The following is an 18,361-nucleotide window of genomic DNA, read 5'->3' on the forward strand; positions in this document are numbered from 1 at the left end:
AAGTCGTACCGGCTCATGGCCGGTACGACTTATCTGCTTCCGGCACTCGTCACCGCCTCGGAGCGCACCAGCTTCATCGGTGGCCCTCCCTCGATAAACGTGAGGCTGGAGAAATCGGGAGCGAACTCGGCGGTGACGCCCAGGGATTCGGACCGGAAGCGCGTGGCGGACAGTGCGATAAGGCGCTCGGGAACGGGAGCGCCGGCACTTGCATACAATCCGTCCGGACGCGCGTCCATGACGACATCGAGCCCGCCGCCCACGAAGCGACCGTTCGCCCTGGCAAGCTCGGCGAGCGACAGTTTCTTCTCTTCGGTCGCCGGGGCCGCGATGTCCGGCCAGCCATAGTCGGTGGCGACGGCGCGGACAACTTCATCCATCAGCCGGCGCCCCTGGCCTCCGTTGGTCAGTGCCACGATGCCGTCGCCCTTGCCCACGTAGGCAATCATGAACGACTGGAATCCCTCGTTCACGCCGTCATGGCCAAAGCGCGCCAGTCCGGTTGTGTACAGAGCAACGCCGAGACCCCAGTTGTCCTTGACCGGCGTCAGCATCTGCCGGGCCATGGCTGGCGACAAGCGATGGCCTTTCCTGCCTGCGGCGGAAGCCTGGATATCGATCAACAATCGCGCGAGGTCACCCGAGGTTGTCCATAATCCCGCGGGACCGAGTTCCGGATATACGTGGTATCCGCCCGGAATGGGAACACCATTGGCGTGACCCGATGCCATGTTGGCGCGGATGGCTGCCGTGGGCGGCTGGGCAAAGGCGCTTCGCGTCATGCCCAGTGGCCCCAGCACCTCGCGCTGTGCCAGCTCCGCGAAGGGCATGCTGCTCACATCGGAAAGCGCAAGCTGCGTCACCACGTAGCCACCGCCGGAATATTCAAACCGGGCACCCGCCGGCAGTATGCTGCGCACGGGACTGCTATTGGCAGGGGGCACGCCATCCAGGATCTGCACGGGTGTCGGCAACGATGCATCAGGCAGGTAGCCGGCAAAACCGTGGACACCGAGTCCGGCCGTATGACTCAGCAGCTGGCGAAGGGAGACGCCATCGGGAGCGAGCCCTGGATCACGGGGCAGTTTCCAGGAGCGCAGCGCATCGTTGATGTTCCGGTCCAGTCCCATCCTGCCCTGCTCAACCAGCCGCAGAGCCAGCATGGCGGTCGCCACCTTGCTGATCGAGGCGGCCTGGAAAGCCGTGTCGGGTGTAACGGGCTGGCAAGTCGCTGTATCGCGAACTCCCCAGCCACGCGCCCACGCGATCCTGCCGTTGTGAATCACGGCAACACTGAGGCCCGGCACGTCATACTGCCGCATGCGTTCGGCCAGGGTGAAAGGCTTATCCCCGGTCTTGATGACGGGCGGCCGCAGATTCATCTCGACGTTGCGGGTATGAACGTTACTGGTACCGCCCGCTGCCTCGTCAGGTGAAGGACAGCGAGCCTGCTGCGCACAGACGGGAGTGGCCAGCAGCCCGGCCAGAACGGCTGAGCCATGCAAGGCGAGCTTTCGGATCCTTTGCATTATCGGTTCCTCATGCGTCGTTGGATGTTCTATCGGCATGCCCATCCCGGTGGGCTCACTGACGGCGCATGACGGAGTTCGCGAGCAAGCCGTTCCTGTCCAGCTGGATAAAGATCTGCTGCGCGCCATGCTCGTGTTGCACGTCGTAGATATCCCAGCCATAGTCCGAGACACCTTCGAACCGGTAGGACTCGACAGGACCGAGCATGGCGAAATATTTCGCTATCGATTCATGTTGCCGGGCGGCGTTTTGCGCTGACAATGCAGTCATGCCCTCGCCGCCCTGCGCGTTGCTCAATATCAGCTGGAGCGCCTTCTCACTGTTGGGATAGGGTTTCTGATCCCTGACCCTGGCTGCCAGCGCGTCACGAATCCGATTCGCGGTCGCCTCATCGACACGGGGAGCATGCATGGCGACAACCCCATGCTCACGCACCGTCATGGACTTGATCTCACCCTCGCCGCCCTTGATGAAATCGAGCGTGACATCGATGCTCGGCACCAGGAACTCGTGCTCGCTGATCGTGGAGAGATCGATGGTGCCTTGCGCCAGAAACTGGCCGATTGGGGTGACGGTCAGCCCGTTCCCCTTGCGCGCCACCGTTGCCAGGGAATAATCACTGAGCGCATAGAATCCTGCGTAGGCATCCAGAGTGCCCGGGCTAACGGCAATCGTGCCGACAGCAGATGTGTCAGCCTCAGCAGGCGGCGTCACCTGAGCCGCGAAGACCGCCATGCCAAGGGCAACACTGACCAGGGCAAACGCCGACGCACGTGCCCATTTTTTAGGCTTCGACAGCATGATCATGATCCTCCGCTCAAGAAAAGATTTCGATTCCGACATCGCCGTGACTGCGCCGATGTACTCCGACTGGTTCTGGCCCACCTGGATCAATGTTTCGCAATACCCTGCAATCTCTCCACCCTCGCCCAGCACGCGGGCATCACAGTCGACTTCGATCGCACAGCGGAGCCGATGGAACTGCCACCAGAGCAACGGGTTCCATGGCATGCACACCATGAGCGACATGGCCATGGCAACAAGCAGCGGATCGTGCGCATTCAAGTGCGATTGCTCGTGTGCCATGACATATCGCTGTTGTTCGGGCGCCTCTCTCATGACCCAGGCAGGCACGACGATGCGTGACCGTATCAATCCGACGACCGCGGGCCCTACGTTTTCAGAAACAAACACGGGGATACCGGCTAGCGTTCCCGGCGTCCATTTCCGTTTCCGGCCATGAAACAGGGCCGTGCCCAATCCCAGGAACAGCACCAGGGTGAATGAGCTGGCAAGCCAGATATCTTCCAGAATCCTGTTGACTGGCGTTGATGACACGTAAGATGTCGTTCCGCTCCAGTCGATCACTTTCGATGCCAGCGGAATGGACGTCGTGTCGCGAAGAGCAAGAGATGCAGCCGGAGCCGTCAATGCATCGGGCCTTGAAGATGCCAGCCTCGGAATGGACACGGTGGCTATGGCAACCGGCAACGCCACAGACGCGACCATGGCAATGATCCAGGGCCACCGGGTGGGATTCCTCCGGTGCCTTGCCGCACTTTCGGCGATCAGGGCCGCCCCGCCGAGCACGGCGGTCACAAGAGAGGCGTAGATCATCCAGGCAAGCATCACGGCTTCTCCTTGTCAGACCGCTCGGAAAGCAGCTTGCGCATACGGCTGATCTGCTCGGGGCTGAGCTTCTGGTCGGAAACCAGGTGCGAAAACAGCAGCTCCGATGAGCCCCTGAACAGTTTGTCCGTTAGGTGCTGTAGCGCATTCTTGCGAGCGGCCTGCTGCTTGACGCTGGCAAAGTAGCGGTGCCCGCGCCCTTCCTCTTCATAGCCCACGTATCCCTTGGCCTGCAGCGTACGCAACACGGTCAGCACCGTGGTGTAGGCCAGCTTGTCGGGCAGATGCTCGCGAACCTCCGCCACCAGGGAGGGGCCCTGCTCCCACAGCACCTGCATGACGTCGGCCTCGCGGTCAGTGAGCGAGATCTTCATGACTGCTTCCCCGTGTGCCCATCTACTAGAGTGTTAGTAGATATATGCCTGCGGAGTGCACCTGTCAACTATATCTATAGTTACCTGGGGGCCGACATCGCATCGGTCATGTAGGTTTCCAGAGGAAACACCAACTACGGCAAGAAAAAAGTACCGATGAACTTCAGATCGGCAACTCGGTTGACTGCTTCACCTTCTGCATCGGTATGTCGGTTTTCACTGTCTGCACGCCGTTCGCCCGGGTGAGATGGGTGCTCTGGAACTGCCGGTAGGCGTCGATATCGGCGGCAACAACTCTCAGTAGGGCATCGCACTCACCGGCCATGATGTAGCACTCCACCACCTGCGGGAACTGTCGCACCGCCTCGGCGAAGCGCTCCACGGTTTCCGCATCCTGGGATACCAGCGATATGCGCGCGAACACCGTAAGCCCCAGCCCCATCGCAGCGGGATTGAGCAGCGCCACGTAGCGCTCGACGGCTCCCGCCTCTTCCAGCCGCCGGACCCGCCGGAGGCAAGGTGAAGGCGAAAGGCCGACTTCCTCCGCAAGCTGAAGGTTCTGCAAGCGCCCGTCACGCTGGAGTGCGCGAAGGATGCGGATATCCATGGCGTCGAGATGAAGGGGCATGGGATTGCCTGGAAATCGAGAAAGGAGAAATCCTTGGCCAATCCTAGCGACACTTCCGGCAATTTCGCAATCGCCTGCTCCGCCGGCCTCACTAGAATGCCCACAGATCCGGCATTCGGAATTGCAGGCATGTCATTGAATAAAGACCAGCGTGGAGCGGATCTCTTCGTGGATGTACTTGAGAGCCAGGGCGTGGCATACGTCTTCGGCAACCCAGGTACGACCGAGTTACCGCTTCTCGATGCACTGACCGATCGTTCCACGATCAGCTACATCCTTGGCTTGCAGGAGGCATCCGTCGTTGCCATGGCCGATGGCTATGCCCAGGCATCGGGGCGCCCGGGGTTCGTCAATCTTCACACGGCCGGCGGCCTGGGCAACGCCATCGGTGCCATCCTCAATGCAAGGATGGCAAATACTCCGCTCGTCATCACGGCGGGGCAGCAGGACACGCGGCACGGTCCGTCGGATCCTCTGTTGCATGGCGACCTGGTCGGCATTGCCCGGCCAAACGTCAAGTGGGCCGAAGAGATCCATCATCCCGAGCAGATACCGATGCTGCTGCGCCGTGCCTTTCAGGACTGCGAAGCAGGCCCTTCGGGCCCCGTGTTCCTTTCGTTGCCGATCAACATCATGGAAGGTGTGACGCGCATGGGCGCCGGGCAGCCATCGCAGATACGCCGCCTCAGCATGGCCACGTCGCTTGAGGATCTGGCAAACGCATTGGCTGACGTTTCACCGGGCAAGGTAGCCATCGTCGTAGGGGAAGAGGTTTTCTCCGCGCATGCCGACAGGGAGGCGATAGCTGTCGCGGAGACGCTTGGGGCGCCCGTCTTTGGCGCCTCCTGGCCGGGACATATCCCGTTTCCGACGTCGCACGCGTTGTGGCGGGGAGCCCTCCCACCGAAAGCTTCGGCAATGAGGGAGGCGCTGGCTTCTTTCGATGTATTGCTGATACTGGGAGGCCATTCGCTGATCAGCTACCTGTATTCCGACGGGCCGGCCCTGCCCTCCCACTGCCGGTTGCTGCAACTGACGCGTGATGGTCATCAGCCAGGCCGTATCCACGAAACGGCACTGGGCCTCGTGGGGGATATCAAACCATCCCTTGCTGCGCTATTGCCGTTGCTTTCAGAGCGGCTGCTTCCACACAAAACCGCCATTGCCCGTCTGCTCGAACGGGCGACTCTTGAGCGCGAAGCCCGGCGGACTGAAAACACGGATCGCTGGATACGGGAGCGCGGCGCGGCGGTGACCACCCCCTTCGTGGCAGCGCATGAACTGGTGCGTGCCATCGGACCGGATATCCCCATCGTGGACGAAGCACCTGTCACGATTCCCCACATACGCGCCTGTCTCGACTCCCATTGGGCCGGCCAATACCTGTTTACCCGCAGCGCCATCCTTGGCTGGGGCATGCCGGCAGCAGTCGGTACATCACTGGGCCGGGATCGCAGTCCCGTCGTCTGCCTGGTCGGGGACGGTTCCGCGATGTACTCGCCGCAGGCGCTGTGGACGGCGGCCCATGAGCGGCTACCGGTGACCTTCGTCGTTCTGAACAATGGCGAATACAACATCCTCAAGAACTATGCCCGTGCACAGGATCATTACCGGGCCAACGGGACAAACCGCTTCCTCGGCATGGACCTGATCGATCCGATGATCGACTTCGTGGCACTTGCCTCGTCCATGGGCATTGCTGCGAGGCGCATCGAGAGGGCCGGCGATATTGCCGAGGCCGTGGAAGCCGGTATCCGCTCGGGTCTGCCCAATCTTGTCGACGTCGTCATATCGAGCTAGGGCGAAGCTCACCCCGGATGGGCGATGAGACTGCGCAACAACTTCTCCAGGTCTTGCTCCCCATCCCTGGTTTGCGCTCCCGATTGCAATCCGCCGCGAATCAGCCTTTCGGCGGCGGGTTTCGCAAACAGCCCCGCCCATGCTTCGTGTTCGACCCTGAAACCATCGCTGGTACCTGCGCCACGCACTGCTGTCTTGGCGGCTGCGATGACGCCATCCGGCAGCGCGGCGATGTTGCGAGCCAGGCGCCGGACAAAGGTGTCCAGCTCATCCGCGTGAATCGCCCGGTTCACCCAGCCATAGCGTTCGGCCGTGTGGGCATCGGCCAGGTCGGCGCCGAGGATGACTTCGAGTGTGCGTCCTCGGGTCATCCGTTGTGACAGGTACTGTGTTGCTCCGCCGCCGGGAATGATGCCCATCAAGGCTTCGCACTGGCCTAGTCCGGCCCGACCGATGGCAGCAAATGCCATATCGGCCGCAGCGACAAATTCCGCACCACCACCGCGTGCCATGCCTTCGAGCTTCACGATTGTCACCTGTGGCTGCGCGCGGATCAGTTCACCCAGTGCCTGGAAGGGGTTAAGGCCATCCGGCACGTCTTGGGCAATCGTGTCGAAGGCATGCGGTTCGTCGATCAGGGTCATGTCGACATGCGCGATGAAGTAGCCCGGATCGGCGCTCTGGAACACGATGACACGGGTCAGCGGGTCATCGTGTACGGAGGCGAGAAACCGGCGGATGTCGTTCATCAGGGCGACATCGAGCACGTTGACGGGAGGGTTGTCGATGGTGACTGTCGCCACCCCGTCTTCGCGCTCGATGCGGAGCGTTGAATACGCTTTCATTTCGATGGGTACCTGCTATGGGAAGGCATGCACGGGGTGATTCCCGTACTGCCCGACCCATGGTATTTATCGGATACCTGGCGTCAATTACGCATCTTTACCATCCCAAGTATCCGGAAACATACCGATGAATCCTGCCTCCGACCCAGTCTATCGGGCCGACTGTCCGAGCCGGGCGATCCTCGACCAGATTGCGGACAAGTGGTCCATGCTGGTCCTGATGGTTCTGTGCGAGCCTCGTCGCTTCAACGCCATCAAGCGCCGACTCGACGGCATTACCCAGCGCGTGCTGACGCAGACACTGCGCAAGCTGGAACGCAATGGCATGGTGACCCGCACGGTGATGACCGGTCGCACACTCGGCGTGGAATATGCCCTGACACCGCTTGGCCACTCGCTTCAATCGCCGTTTGCCGTGCTCTATGAGTGGACGGTTGAAAACATGGATGTCATTCAGGCTTGCCAGGCCAGCTATGACGAAGGCGAGAGCCTGCCATCGGGCACGGATAAATGATGGATGCCGCCGTCAGCCCTGATGGCGCGCCAGGGCACGGGAACCGCCGGCTAAAGAAGCCAGGCCACGCGTGAGCCGTGCGCCGCACCGGTCCAGGCAGACGTAGATCACAGGAGTGAGGTAAAGCGTCAGTAACTGGGAGACGAGCAGGCCCCCCACCACGGCGAGCCCCAGGGGGCGACGTACTTCTGAGCCCGCACCGGCACCGAGCGCGATGGGCAACGCCCCTGCCAGGGCCGCCATGGTGGTCATCATGATCGGCCGGAAGCGGACATCGCAGGCGTCGAGAATCGCCTCCAGGGGTGTCATGCCACCCTCGCGCTGCCGCATCAGGGCAAAGTCGATCATCATGATCGCGTTCTTCTTCACGATGCCGATCAACATCACGATACCGACAAAGCCAAACAGATCCAGCGGCATCTGGCATAGCCGCAACGTAAGCAAGGCGCCGACCGCGGCGGCCGGCAATCCGGAGAGAATCGTCAATGGATGGATAAAACTTTCATACAGGACGCCAAGCACCCCATAGATCACCAGCACGGCCAGCAACAGCAGCACACCGGTGCCCTGCATTGATGCCTGGAAAGCCTGTGCCGTGCCCTGCATGCCACCGCTGATGGTCGCAGGCAAGCCCATCTTTGCCAGCGCACCGTGGATATCCGACAACGCATCGCCCAGGCTTACGCCCGGCGCAAGCCCGAACGATACGGTCACCGCCGGGAGTTGTCCCTGGTGGTTCACCGTCAGCACCTGCGGTCTGCGCACGAAGCCTGCCACCGTATCCAGGGGGATCAGCTTTCCCGAGTCCGAGGTCACGTACAGTTTCGACAATACGGCCGGATCCTGCTGGAGTTTTCGCCGCACCTCCATCACCACCCAGTACTGGGTGGCAGACCCATAGATGGTCGAAAGCTGGTTCTGCCCGAACGACGCCCCGAGCGCCGATTGCACTTGCGCCATGGTCAACCCCAGCGGGCCGAGCTTGTTCCTGTCCACCTCCACCACGATGGAGGGGCTGTTGAGGCTCAGGTCGTTGGTGACGTCCTGGAATCCGGGCAGCGCCGCGAATGCCTGGGTCACCCTGCCCGCCCAGTCGTATAAAGCCTTTGTGTCCAGCGACTGAAGCGTGAACTGGTACTGCGCCTTGGATCGCAGGCCACCGATCTGGATCAAGGGTGGGTTGCGGACATAGGCGCGCATGCCGACCACACTGGCGAACTTCACCCGCAGTTCCTGGGCCACCTCGTCCACGCTCAGCTGGCGTTGGTTCGCGGGTTTCAGCTTGAGCAGCATCTCGCCATCGTTGATGGTGGAGCCGCCGGCCTCGATCGAGGACATCCATGCCTCGATGTTCGGGTCATGGGAGACGATATCTGCCAGCTGTTGTTGCCGGGCCACCATGCCGCCATAGGAGACATCCTGCGGCCCTTCGGTGATGACCTGCAATCGCCCGCTGTCGCCGGCCGGGATGAAATCGCGTGGTGTCGTATAGAACAGCCAGCCGGTGACGACCAGGCTGATCCCAAACGTGGCGAGCACGGCGTTCGGTCGCGCCATGCATCCTTGCAGGCTACGCACATAGGCATGATGCACCCGCTCGAATCCCCGGTTGAACATCCTCACCACGCCATTTGCCCGTAACGGGTCCGCCACCCTTATGAACCGGCTGCATAGCATCGGAGTAAGCGTGATGGAGACGAAGCCGGACACCAGGATCGCGATGCTCAGGGTCACAACGAATTCGTGAAACAACCGGCCGACGATGCCGCCCATGAACATCACGGGGATGAAGACCGCAATCAACGACACTGTCATGGAAAGAATGGTGAAGCCTACCTCTTCCGCGCCCCGCAGCGACGCATCGAGGGGACTCAGGCCGCGTTCCACATGACGGATGATGTTTTCCAGCATCACGATGGCATCGTCGACCACGAAGCCGACAGCCAGGGTCATTGCCAGCAGGGAGAGATTGTCCAGGCCGTAACCCAGCACATACATGGCGCCGAAGGTGCCGGCAATCGATAGCGGAAGGGCCGCGGCCGGAATCAGCGTGGCAGAAAGATTGCCAAGGAACAGATACACCACCGTGACCACAAGCACACCGGCCAGCAGCAGTGAAAACTGCACGTCGGCCACCGAATCGCGGATCGACTGCGAACGGTCGTACAGTACGTCGAGTTTCACCGACGGCGGCAGACCGGCCACGAAGCCTGGCAGGATCGCCTTGACGCGGTCGATGAGTGCCACCGTATTGGTACCCGGTTGTCGCTGGATGGCCAGCAACACCGAGCGATCGTGCTTGTACCAGCTGGCGAGCTGGTCGTTCTGCACGCTGTCGTACGCCATGCCTACGTCGCCGAGGTGGACCGGAGCGCCGTTGCGCCATGCCACCACGATATCGTTGTACGGCGCCGCGCGAAGCAACTGGCCCTGGTTGCGCACCTGGAACTGCTGCGATGCCCCATACAGCGTGCCGGTCGCCTGATTGACATTGGCCGCCGTCACCGCCTTCTGCACCTGGTCGATACCCATGCCCGCCACGGCGAGTCGGTCCGGGTCTATGCTGATGCGAACGGCGTACTTCGCCGCGCCATACGCGTAGACCTGGGCCACGCCCTCCACCGTGGACAGGCGCTGCGCAAGCTGGGTCTCTGCGTATTCATCCAGCTGGGATACCGGCAACGTCGGCGATGTCATGGCCAGCAACAGCACGGGTGCATCGGCCGGATTGATCTTGCGCAGGATGGGCGGCGTGGGCATGTCGGGCGGCAACTGGCGTTGCGCCGCTGCGATGGCTGTCTGTACGTCCTGAGCCGCAGCGTCGATGTTCCGGTCCAGTGCAAAGCTCAGGACGATGCTTGTGCCGCCCGGGGAGCTCGACGAATTGATCGAATCAATACCGGGGATCGTGGTCAGCTGCGCCTCGAGCGGCGCGGCTACGGCGGTCGCCATCACTTCGGGTGAGGCGCCCGGTAGCGCAGCAAAAACACGTATGGTCGGATAATCGACATTCGGTAGTTCATTCACGGCCAGCTTCGGATACGCGGCGACACCCACCACCAGCAAGGCAAGGCTGACCAGCGTGGTCATCACGGGACGACGGATGCACAGCCCGGGAAGATTCATGGCTCAGGCCTTGTCCGCGATATGCACCGGGCTGCCCTCGCCCAGCAAAAGCTGGCCGTCGGTGACGATGCGTTCACCACCTTGCAGTCCGCGCTCGACCACGATGCGCCCGGCTGTCGTGGGCCCGATGCCTACGAAGCGCTGATGCGCCTTGCTATCGCTGCCAATCACGAAGACGAAGTCACCCTTGTCCGAGCTTTGCAGCGCTTCCGCCGGCATGCTCACCACGTTTGCCAGATGGACGGTGGGCAGTCTTACCTCAAGGAACTGCCCTGGCGTGAGGCGGCCATCCACGTTCTCGAAACGGCCTTTGAGCACGATGGTGCTCGTGGTGACATCCACGGTGTTGTCGATGAATTCCAGCCGGCCGCTCAGCATCACCCCCTTTTCGCCTGGCACGCTTGCCTGCACGATCACCGGTCCTCGTGACTGCGCCGCCCGCACGGCATCCAGGCTGGCTTCGGGAATGCTGAAGCTCACCCGGATCGGCTGAACCTGGTTGAGCACCACGATGTCCGTTTCGTTGGCCGTTACCTGTGCGCCCGGCCACGCCAGGGGCGTTCCTGCCACCCCATCGAAGGGCGCTACAACGCGTGTATAGCCCAGCTGGAGTCGCGCTACCGCCTCTGCGGCCTGGCTGGTCTGCAAGCCCGCACGCGCCACTTCCACCGTGGTCCGGTAGGCATCGAAACTGGCCTTCGAGATAAAGCCCTTGTCGAGCACCTGGCTGAAACGGACCAGATCCGCCTGTGCCTTGTCCAGCTGTGCCCGCGCGCTGGCGGCATTGCCTCGCGCCTGATCGAGTTGTGCCTTGAATGGCAACGGGTCCAGTTGCACCAGCAGGTCTCCCTTGTGCACTCGTGCACCGGGCTCGAAACCCAGCGATTCGATCTGGCCCGAACTGCGTGCGCGCACGGATACCGTGGACCATGGCTCCGTGCGCGCCACCACGTTTAGCGAAAGCTCGACGTTCCCGCGTGTCGTCAACGCACTCCTGACCGGCACGGCATGGTCGGCGACCAGCTCAGTGGCGTGGCTCCGTGCGGGGCCGCCACTCATCACGTAGGCCGCGCTGGCGACCGCAACCAGGATGAGAGCGACGGCGACGAACTTGCTTCGCGGGGCAGTCATGGCGTTAACGCGGCTTGCGGAACCGGAGGGCAAACTTGTCCGTGTGCCCCTTGATCTCCGCAGCGAACACGGATTTGTCGTGGGCATCCTGCGGGTTGGCGAGCACATCGCTACGCGCGTCGAGGACGAAGCCCACGGCCTGCGCCTGGGCAATCACCGTGGCCGGATCGATACGATGCAGCGTGTTTGCATCCTGCGCCGTCGCTCCGGCTTTCGCCGTGTGATCGACCACCACGTAGACGCCACCCGGCTTGAGCGCCTTGAACGCGGCGGCATCGAGTGCGGCGGCTTCTTCGACGCCGGTATGGCCTTCGACCGCGAACACACTGACGGCACCATAGACGTCGTGGTAATTCTGCGAGGTCCACACCACATCAAGCGACGCCGGTGCGGCAAGCATGTCGTAGGGAACGGTGGTCACACCAACGTTCGCGAAGGCAGGTTCGGCGGCCATTGCCTTGAGCGGATCGAGCGCCTGCGGGCGTGCCTTGGCGATGCTTTCCGGAACCACGGCGTAGACATGCCCGTCCTTACCCACCACCTTGCTGAACAGGCGGGTGAAATAGCCGCCGCCCGGCATCACATCGGCGACCTTGTCGCCCGGCTTGACACCTGCGAAGGCCAGCAGCGCCGCCGGTTTGCGATCTGCATCGCGTTGCGTGTCCGCGGCAGGCCGCGCGGTGTCGGAAACGGCCGCCGTGACATAGGCAGGCGGCGTCATGTCCGCATGTGCGGTCGACATGGCGCCGAGCAGGATCAGGCCGAGCAGGTGTTTCTTCATGGTGTTCCCCTCCGATGGATGGGAAGAAGGCTAACGCGCTACCATGTATTTCGAGAATGCGTAGATGCTTATTTCAGTCATTAACTTTTGAAATGATTGGACCATGAAATCCCTCGACCTCGACGCCGTCAAAGCCTTCGTGCTCATTGCCCAGTTCCAGAGCTTCACGCGAGCCGCGGAAGCCCTGGACAGCACCCAGTCGGCGATCAGTCTCAAACTGCGCCGGCTGGAGGATCAGCTGGGCAAACGCCTGCTCGAACGAACACCGCGCCAGGTGCGCCTTTCGGCGGAAGGCGCTGCCTTCATCGAGGCGGCACGTGAACTGGTGGGCGCCCATGAGCGCGCGGTGAGTGCCTTCGACACGAAGCGACGACGCATGGTGATCGGCATCAGCCACCAACTCGTCGGCGCTGAGTTGCCGGGCCTGTTGCGCTGGATGAACGAGCACGATCCGAACCTGGTGATCGAACTGCGCTCGGCAGGCTCCATCGAGGTGCTCAAGTCTTACGAAGACGGTGTGCTCGACGCGGCCCTCGTACTTCAGCCGGAAGACCGCAAGCACAACGGTGAAGTGCTGTTCCAGGAATCGTTCGCCTGGATCGCCGCCGCCCACTGGGAGCCTCGTCCCGGCCAGCCCATTCCGCTGTCCACGCAAGGCGAGTCCTGCAGTATCCGCGCGGCCGCCGTCCGCGCATTGAACGATGCGGGCATTCCGTGGACTGAGGTCTTCATCGGCAAGGGCGCTGCCATCGTGGGCGCCGCTGCCGCCATTGGCCTGGCCGTCGCGGTGCTGGCGAAGCGCGCCGCGCCATCGGGTACGATCGATATCGGCGAATCGATGTCACTGCCCGCGTTGCCCGCACAACAGGCCGTGCTTTATTCGGCTCTGCACGATGGTCGCTCGCGGCAGGCCCTCAAGACGCTGGCAACGGCGTTCCGGAGCCTGTCCCGGACAGATTGATTCGTACGGCTCCGGAAGGCGGCACGAACCCTCAGTAAGGGCTTGCCGTGGGTCGCACGATCAATTCGCTCACGTCGACATCGTCCGGCTGTTCGATGGCGTAATCCACCGCCCGGGCAATGGCGTCCGGTGTAATGGCGATGCGACGGAAGTCCTTCATGGCCTCACGGCTGCCTTCGTCGGTGATCGAATCCGCCAGTTCGGATTCCACCGTGCCGGGGCTCACCACGGTCACGCGGATAACATCGGTCTCCTTGCGAAAGCTATCCGAAATGGCACGTACGGCGAATTTCGTTCCGCAGTAGACCGCCGCCGTGGGAAAGGATGCATGTCCGCCAATGGACGACACGTTGATGATCTGGCCACGGCCTCGCGCCTCCATGCCCGGGAGCACTGCGGCGATACCGTGCAGAACGCCACGGATGTTGACGTCGATCATCCGGTTCCACTCGTCGACCTTGAGTGCGTTCAGTGGTGACAGCGGCATCACGCCTGCGTTGTTGATGATCACGTCGACCGGTCCGAACGTGGATTCGGCAAAGGCAACGAAGGCCTGCATGCTGTCTAACCGGGTGACGTCAAGTGTCAGGAATGCCGCGTGGAATCCACGTTCGTTCAGCTCGGCCGCCACGACCTGCAAACGGTCCGTGCGGCGTGCGCCCAGCACCACACGATGCCCGCGGGCCGCCAGATGGCGCGCGATCGCTTCGCCGATACCGCTGCTGGCGCCCGTCACCAGAACGACCTTGCTTTGGGATGAGAGGTTCATTGCATGTCTCCGTCAGGGGAATGACCGTGGCGCCACGAAAGGCGCCGCCGTTGAGAGACATGCTAGATATCCCCTCCCCGTCCCATAAGGCACGTTCGGCTGCCATCCTTGCCCAATCCTATGAAGAACCCTGTCGCCGGATAGGAACTATGGTTTGATACCTCCCTGTTTCCCACGCTACCGGGCAGCCCCATGAGCCAGGACACCATCGCTTCGGCCACCCAGCAGGCCCGCATGATCGAGCTGCTGAAGCGGCTGGCACCCACCGAGGGCTATACCCGGTCACTACTCGATGGCGTGACGTTCATGCGGGCCAACCAGCCTCTGGCCCACAGCCCGGCGCTGTACGAGCCCTCGATCGTGATCGTGGCCCAGGGCAGGAAGCGCGGGGTCCATGGCGGCAATGTCCATGTCTACGATGCGCAGCACTATCTCGTGCTCTCCGTGCCGCTGCCCTTCAGCATCGAAACCGAGGCGAGCGAGGAAGAACCCATGCTGGGGGTCGCCCTGCGCATCGATGCCGTCATGACGGCCGAGCTGGCGCTGGACGTGGACGAGGCGTCTCCTGCCGCTTCCTCAAAGCCTGCAACCATGTACGCCACGCGCATGGATGCGCGCCTCAGCGATGCGACCGGGCGCCTGCTCGAAGCCCTGCATTCACCCACCGAGGCCCGGCTGCTCGGGCCTTCCATCGTCCGGGAGATCACCTATCGGGTGCTCACGGGCGACCAGGGAGGCAGCCTGCGGGCCGCCCTGATCCAGGGCGGTCATTTCGGACGTATCGCCAGGGTGCTGCGACGCATCCACGCCCAGTTCGACCAGGATCTGGACGTACCGGTGCTCGCAGGGGAAGCCAATATGAGCGTCCCGGCGTTCCACACGCACTTCAAGGCGGTTACCACCACCTCGCCCATCCAGTACATCAAGGCGATACGACTGCACCAGGCGCGCCTGCTGATGATCCGCAGCGGCGAAAACGCCGCGACGGCCGCGGAACGCGTGGGCTATGAGAGCCCCTCCCAGTTCAGCCGCGAGTTCAAGCGCCTGTTCGGCCGCAGTCCGACCGACGAGACGCGTTACCTCAAACATCTGCTCGCACTCTCCCCACCGGCCGCCCATCCGCAGCCATGACCGCCACCGTGGTTTCCCGGCGCGGGCCATGAAAAAAGGGAGCGGCCAGGCCGCTCCCTTTTTTTCCGTTGCATCGTACCTGTGGATCAGAACTGGTAGTTCAGGCCCAGGTAGTACGCACGACCAACGTTGTCATAGTTGCCCGAAGCACCGCCCGTTCCGAAGAAGTTCACCGGCGGATCGCGGTCAAAGACGTTGGTGATACCACCGTAGACCTGCAGGCGAGCCTTGGTGAAGTCATAGCTCACCCGGACGTCGTTGAAGAAGCCCGACGATGCGTAGATCGGCGTGGTCTGGGTCGGGTTCGCCTTGTAGCTCTCGTTGGTGACCCGGAGCATGCGCGAGAAGAAGCGCGTGTTCCAGTTGAACACCCAGTTGTTGAGAGTGTAGGTCGTACGCAGCGAGGCCTTCCACTTCGGCCATGCACCGGCGGTCGTGGCCGTGCCGTTATCTTGCTGGGTGGTGGTCGGATCGTCCTGGAACGGGTATTCCGTGTATGCGATGACCTTGGTCAGATCGAGGTTAAGCTGCAGCTTGCCGCGGCCCAGTTCGTGGGTGTAATACGCGCCAAGGTCGATGCCGGAGGTGTTGAGCTGCGCAATGTTCTCGTTCACCGCCACGATGTTCGAGATTTCGTGATCGGGGCCACGGGTCACATTGGCGCAGTAGACATTGTTGATGCCATTGCTGGAATCGACGCAATGCTGGGCCACCGTCGCGAAGTCAAGCTGGGTAATCGCATTGGTCAGCTTGATGTTCCAGTAGTCCACGTTCATGCCGAAGCCTTCGATGAAGGTCGGGGTGAACACGAAACCGGCCGTCCAGGTACGACCCAGCTCGGGCTTCAGGTTCGGGTTGCTACCCGACAGGCCCTTGTAGGAACTGGCCTGTGCCGAGTCGAAACCAACCGGAACGCCGAGAGCGCGACAGTTCGCGACGCGCGAGCTGGAGCCGTTGTTGATCTCGGTGATCGAGCACGGATCCTTGAAGTTCGCGAAGTTCTGCGACTGGCCGCTATAAAGCTCACCGATATTCGGCGCACGCACGGCGGACGACATGGTGCCACGCAGGCGGACGTTGTCGTCGATGGCCCAGTCGAGGCCCCAGCGCCAAGTCTTGGTGTGACCGATCGAGTCGTAGTCCGAGAAGCGGGCTGCGCTATCGAAGGTCAGGTTCTTGACCAGGGTGTGGTCGGCGAGCAGCGGAGCGACGAACTCAAGGTAGCCTTCCTTGACGTTATAGGCACCGCTGGAGTTCGGGATGGCATTGAGGAAGGTCTCGCCGGCGCGGTCTAGCGGATCGTTGATCTGCTTGCTGCTCTCGCGACGGAACTCGACGCCGGCCACCATACTGGCAGAGCCTGCATCGCCCGGCATAGCGAACAGATTATTGTTGGTGATGGAGCCGCCACCGACAAACTGGGTCAGGCGGCTGGTGGTGGTCGTGGTGGTGTTGAACCAGCGTGCAGCGCGCGGATCGATCGCACCCTCACCGAAGATGCTGGTCGGGATGCAACCTGCAACGCCCGAGCGGCAGACGATGTTGCCGGACGGATCGCGCACGGCATCGATGGAATCGTTGAAGCGATCGACGATGCGGTTGTTGAGGTTGTGACGGGTCTCGTCCATGGTGCCGTACACCACGGAGGCGTCATATTCCCAATCGCCCGAGATCACACCATTGGCACCGAGGACGAGGCGCGCGACATCACGACGGGTATCTTCACCGCGGCGACCGGCGTCTACGTCAAAACGACCGATGGTGATCGACTGGGCCTTGTTGGCGTCCATCAGCGCGGCAAGGTCCGGCGTGATGTAGGCGTTGTCACGGTTGATCGTGTAGCTACCGAACGCCGGCTGGCTGAACGTCTTGACGTTCACACGGCTGTAGTTGCCTTCCGCATAGAGGCGGTGTTCCGGCGAGATGTCGAACGAGCCAAGCGCGGTAACCGTGGTGCGGCCGTAACGCGGCTGAAGCTGCGACACCTGGTTCGCATCGAGGCGGTCGCAGTCGACGCAACCGCTGGAATCGTGGAACGTGCCGAGGTTCTGCGGACGCACGCTGTGGTCGGAGTTGAAAACGTAGCGGTTGCCACCCAGAGCAAACGTGCCCGCATTGATGGTCTTGTAGCCACCCGCGTTCGAGAACAGAGCCGTGTCCGTCGGACCATTCGGCGTCTGGATCGCACGGTAGGCCTGGTGGCCGAAGCGATCCGGGAACTCAAGCGAGCCCTGAGTGCTGTGCTCCACCGACACCGCGACGTTGCCGCGGTTCTGGGCGAAGTTCATGCCTCCGGTGAACGAGACGAAGCCCTGGTTATATCCGCCGTGCTCCGAGCTACCGTACTGCACGTGCACGGCAGCGCCCTGGTAGTTCTTCTTCAGGATGAAGTTGACCACACCCGATACTGCGTCGGCGCCGTAGACGGCCGAAGCGCCACCCGTAATGACTTCCACGCGCTCGATGAAGTCAGCCGGAATGAGGTTGACGTCTACGTCGGTGCTACCGGCAGACGAACCGACGAAGCGGCGGCCGTTGACCAGCACCAGCGTGCGACTGGTACCAAGGTTACGAAGATCGATGGGCTGCACGCCGGCCGTTCCGATGAAGCGGGTGGAATTGCCCATCGTGAACGTGGAGGCCAGCTGCGGCAGTCGGGTCATGATGTCGCCGACGTTGGTGGCGCCGGTTGCCTTGATGTCGTCGGCGGTCATCACGCTGATCGGCGTCGGCGAAATGGCATTGGGGTTCGAGATGCGCGAACCCGTGACCGTGACGGCCTCCAGGCGCTTGGCATCGGCCTCTTTGGCCTGACCCGAACTGCTGTCCTGAGCCATCGCCGGCGCGGCGCTGAGCGCAGCGGCACAAGCGATGGCAAGCAAACACGGCGCCATCCCGAGCCGCGTCAGAATCGAACCCTTAGTCATATGTAAACCCCTTGATCAATTTCAAATCTGTCAAAGACAGCAAGTCGTAAAATTCTTCAGGACGCACTGACCCCGCCTCGCCCCAATTAAGGAGAGAGGATTCAGTGGTGGCTGAAGGGTGTATCCCCAGAAAAAGCTACGAGCCCCGCGCCTTTAATATCATAACTTGTTACTCATGTGTGAATCACTTGTGAAAAATTATTGCGGCCTTTATT

Annotated in this window: 14 protein-coding genes; 4 read left to right on the top strand and 10 right to left on the bottom strand. The window is 62.1% G+C overall.

The window, feature by feature from the left end; all coding sequences use genetic code 11:
• Nucleotides 1–29 precede the first annotated feature (29 nt).
• From HBF25_RS03835 to HBF25_RS03850, 4 genes are all read right to left on the bottom strand, one after another.
• Nucleotides 30–1,529, bottom strand: coding sequence for a serine hydrolase domain-containing protein (locus HBF25_RS03835; RefSeq protein WP_166946620.1), 1,500 nt, complete (start codon nt 1,527–1,529; stop codon nt 30–32).
• Between the two features lie 55 nt (nt 1,530–1,584).
• Entirely contained in the window at nt 1,585–3,159 is a 1,575-nt protein-coding gene (locus HBF25_RS03840) for a M56 family metallopeptidase (RefSeq protein ID WP_166946621.1), read from the bottom strand.
• Nucleotides 3,159–3,533 carry a BlaI/MecI/CopY family transcriptional regulator gene (locus tag HBF25_RS03845; protein WP_166946622.1) on the bottom strand — a complete coding sequence of 125 codons (375 nt, stop codon included), beginning with the start codon at nt 3,531–3,533 and terminating at the stop codon, nt 3,159–3,161. The genes HBF25_RS03840 and HBF25_RS03845 overlap by 1 nt, the downstream gene beginning before the upstream one ends.
• A 163-nt stretch (nt 3,534–3,696) precedes the next feature.
• The gene (locus HBF25_RS03850; RefSeq protein ID WP_166946623.1) at nt 3,697–4,161 is read right to left on the bottom strand and encodes an Lrp/AsnC family transcriptional regulator; all 465 of its coding nucleotides are present in this window, start codon (nt 4,159–4,161) and stop codon (nt 3,697–3,699) included.
• Nucleotides 4,162–4,290: 129 nt separating this feature from the next.
• Between HBF25_RS03850 and HBF25_RS03855 the strand changes: the two genes are divergently transcribed.
• Nucleotides 4,291–5,961 carry a thiamine pyrophosphate-binding protein gene (locus tag HBF25_RS03855; protein ID WP_166946624.1) on the top strand — a complete coding sequence of 557 codons (1,671 nt, stop codon included), beginning with the start codon at nt 4,291–4,293 and terminating at the stop codon, nt 5,959–5,961.
• Nucleotides 5,962–5,969: 8 nt separating this feature from the next.
• On the opposite strand, the gene HBF25_RS03860 is transcribed toward HBF25_RS03855, so the two are convergent.
• The gene (locus HBF25_RS03860) at nt 5,970–6,806 is read right to left on the bottom strand and encodes an enoyl-CoA hydratase/isomerase family protein (RefSeq protein WP_166946625.1); all 837 of its coding nucleotides are present in this window, start codon (nt 6,804–6,806) and stop codon (nt 5,970–5,972) included.
• 127 nt (nt 6,807–6,933) lie between these two features.
• On the opposite strand from HBF25_RS03860, the gene HBF25_RS03865 reads away from it, so the two are divergent.
• Nucleotides 6,934–7,320, top strand: a complete 387-nt coding sequence (locus HBF25_RS03865) for a winged helix-turn-helix transcriptional regulator (RefSeq protein WP_166946626.1) — start codon at nt 6,934–6,936, stop codon at nt 7,318–7,320.
• A gap of 12 nt (nt 7,321–7,332) precedes the next feature.
• Here HBF25_RS03865 and HBF25_RS03870 read toward each other — a convergent pair whose 3' ends face one another.
• From HBF25_RS03870 to HBF25_RS03880, 3 genes are read right to left on the bottom strand one after another with little or no spacing between them, the layout of a single operon-like run.
• Nucleotides 7,333–10,446 (bottom strand): efflux RND transporter permease subunit, encoded by a 3,114-nt coding sequence (locus tag HBF25_RS03870; RefSeq protein ID WP_166946627.1) that lies wholly within the window; start codon nt 10,444–10,446, stop codon nt 7,333–7,335.
• Between the two features lie 3 nt (nt 10,447–10,449).
• Nucleotides 10,450–11,577, bottom strand: a complete 1,128-nt coding sequence (locus tag HBF25_RS03875) for an efflux RND transporter periplasmic adaptor subunit (RefSeq protein WP_166946628.1) — start codon at nt 11,575–11,577, stop codon at nt 10,450–10,452.
• Between the two features lie 4 nt (nt 11,578–11,581).
• The gene (locus HBF25_RS03880; RefSeq protein WP_166946629.1) at nt 11,582–12,358 is read right to left on the bottom strand and encodes a class I SAM-dependent methyltransferase; all 777 of its coding nucleotides are present in this window, start codon (nt 12,356–12,358) and stop codon (nt 11,582–11,584) included.
• Between the two features lie 103 nt (nt 12,359–12,461).
• On the opposite strand from HBF25_RS03880, the gene HBF25_RS03885 reads away from it, so the two are divergent.
• On the top strand, nt 12,462–13,319 hold the full coding sequence (locus tag HBF25_RS03885) for a LysR family transcriptional regulator (RefSeq protein WP_166946630.1): 858 nt from the start codon (nt 12,462–12,464) through the stop codon (nt 13,317–13,319).
• Nucleotides 13,320–13,350: 31 nt separating this feature from the next.
• Here HBF25_RS03885 and HBF25_RS03890 read toward each other — a convergent pair whose 3' ends face one another.
• Complete coding sequence (locus tag HBF25_RS03890) at nt 13,351–14,088, bottom strand: SDR family oxidoreductase (protein WP_166946631.1); 738 nt, start codon at nt 14,086–14,088, stop codon at nt 13,351–13,353.
• Between the two features lie 192 nt (nt 14,089–14,280).
• On the opposite strand from HBF25_RS03890, the gene HBF25_RS03895 reads away from it, so the two are divergent.
• A complete protein-coding gene (locus tag HBF25_RS03895; RefSeq protein ID WP_208392400.1) occupies nt 14,281–15,219 on the top strand; it encodes an AraC family transcriptional regulator in 939 nt (312 codons plus the stop codon).
• Nucleotides 15,220–15,305: 86 nt separating this feature from the next.
• Here HBF25_RS03895 and HBF25_RS03900 read toward each other — a convergent pair whose 3' ends face one another.
• Nucleotides 15,306–18,146 (bottom strand): TonB-dependent receptor domain-containing protein, encoded by a 2,841-nt coding sequence (locus HBF25_RS03900; protein WP_166946632.1) that lies wholly within the window; start codon nt 18,144–18,146, stop codon nt 15,306–15,308.
• Between the last annotated feature and the right edge of the window lie 215 nt (nt 18,147–18,361).

Origin of the sequence: Luteibacter anthropi (assembly GCF_011759365.1) — a bacterium.
Classification (GTDB): Bacteria; Pseudomonadota; Gammaproteobacteria; order Xanthomonadales; family Rhodanobacteraceae; genus Luteibacter; species Luteibacter anthropi.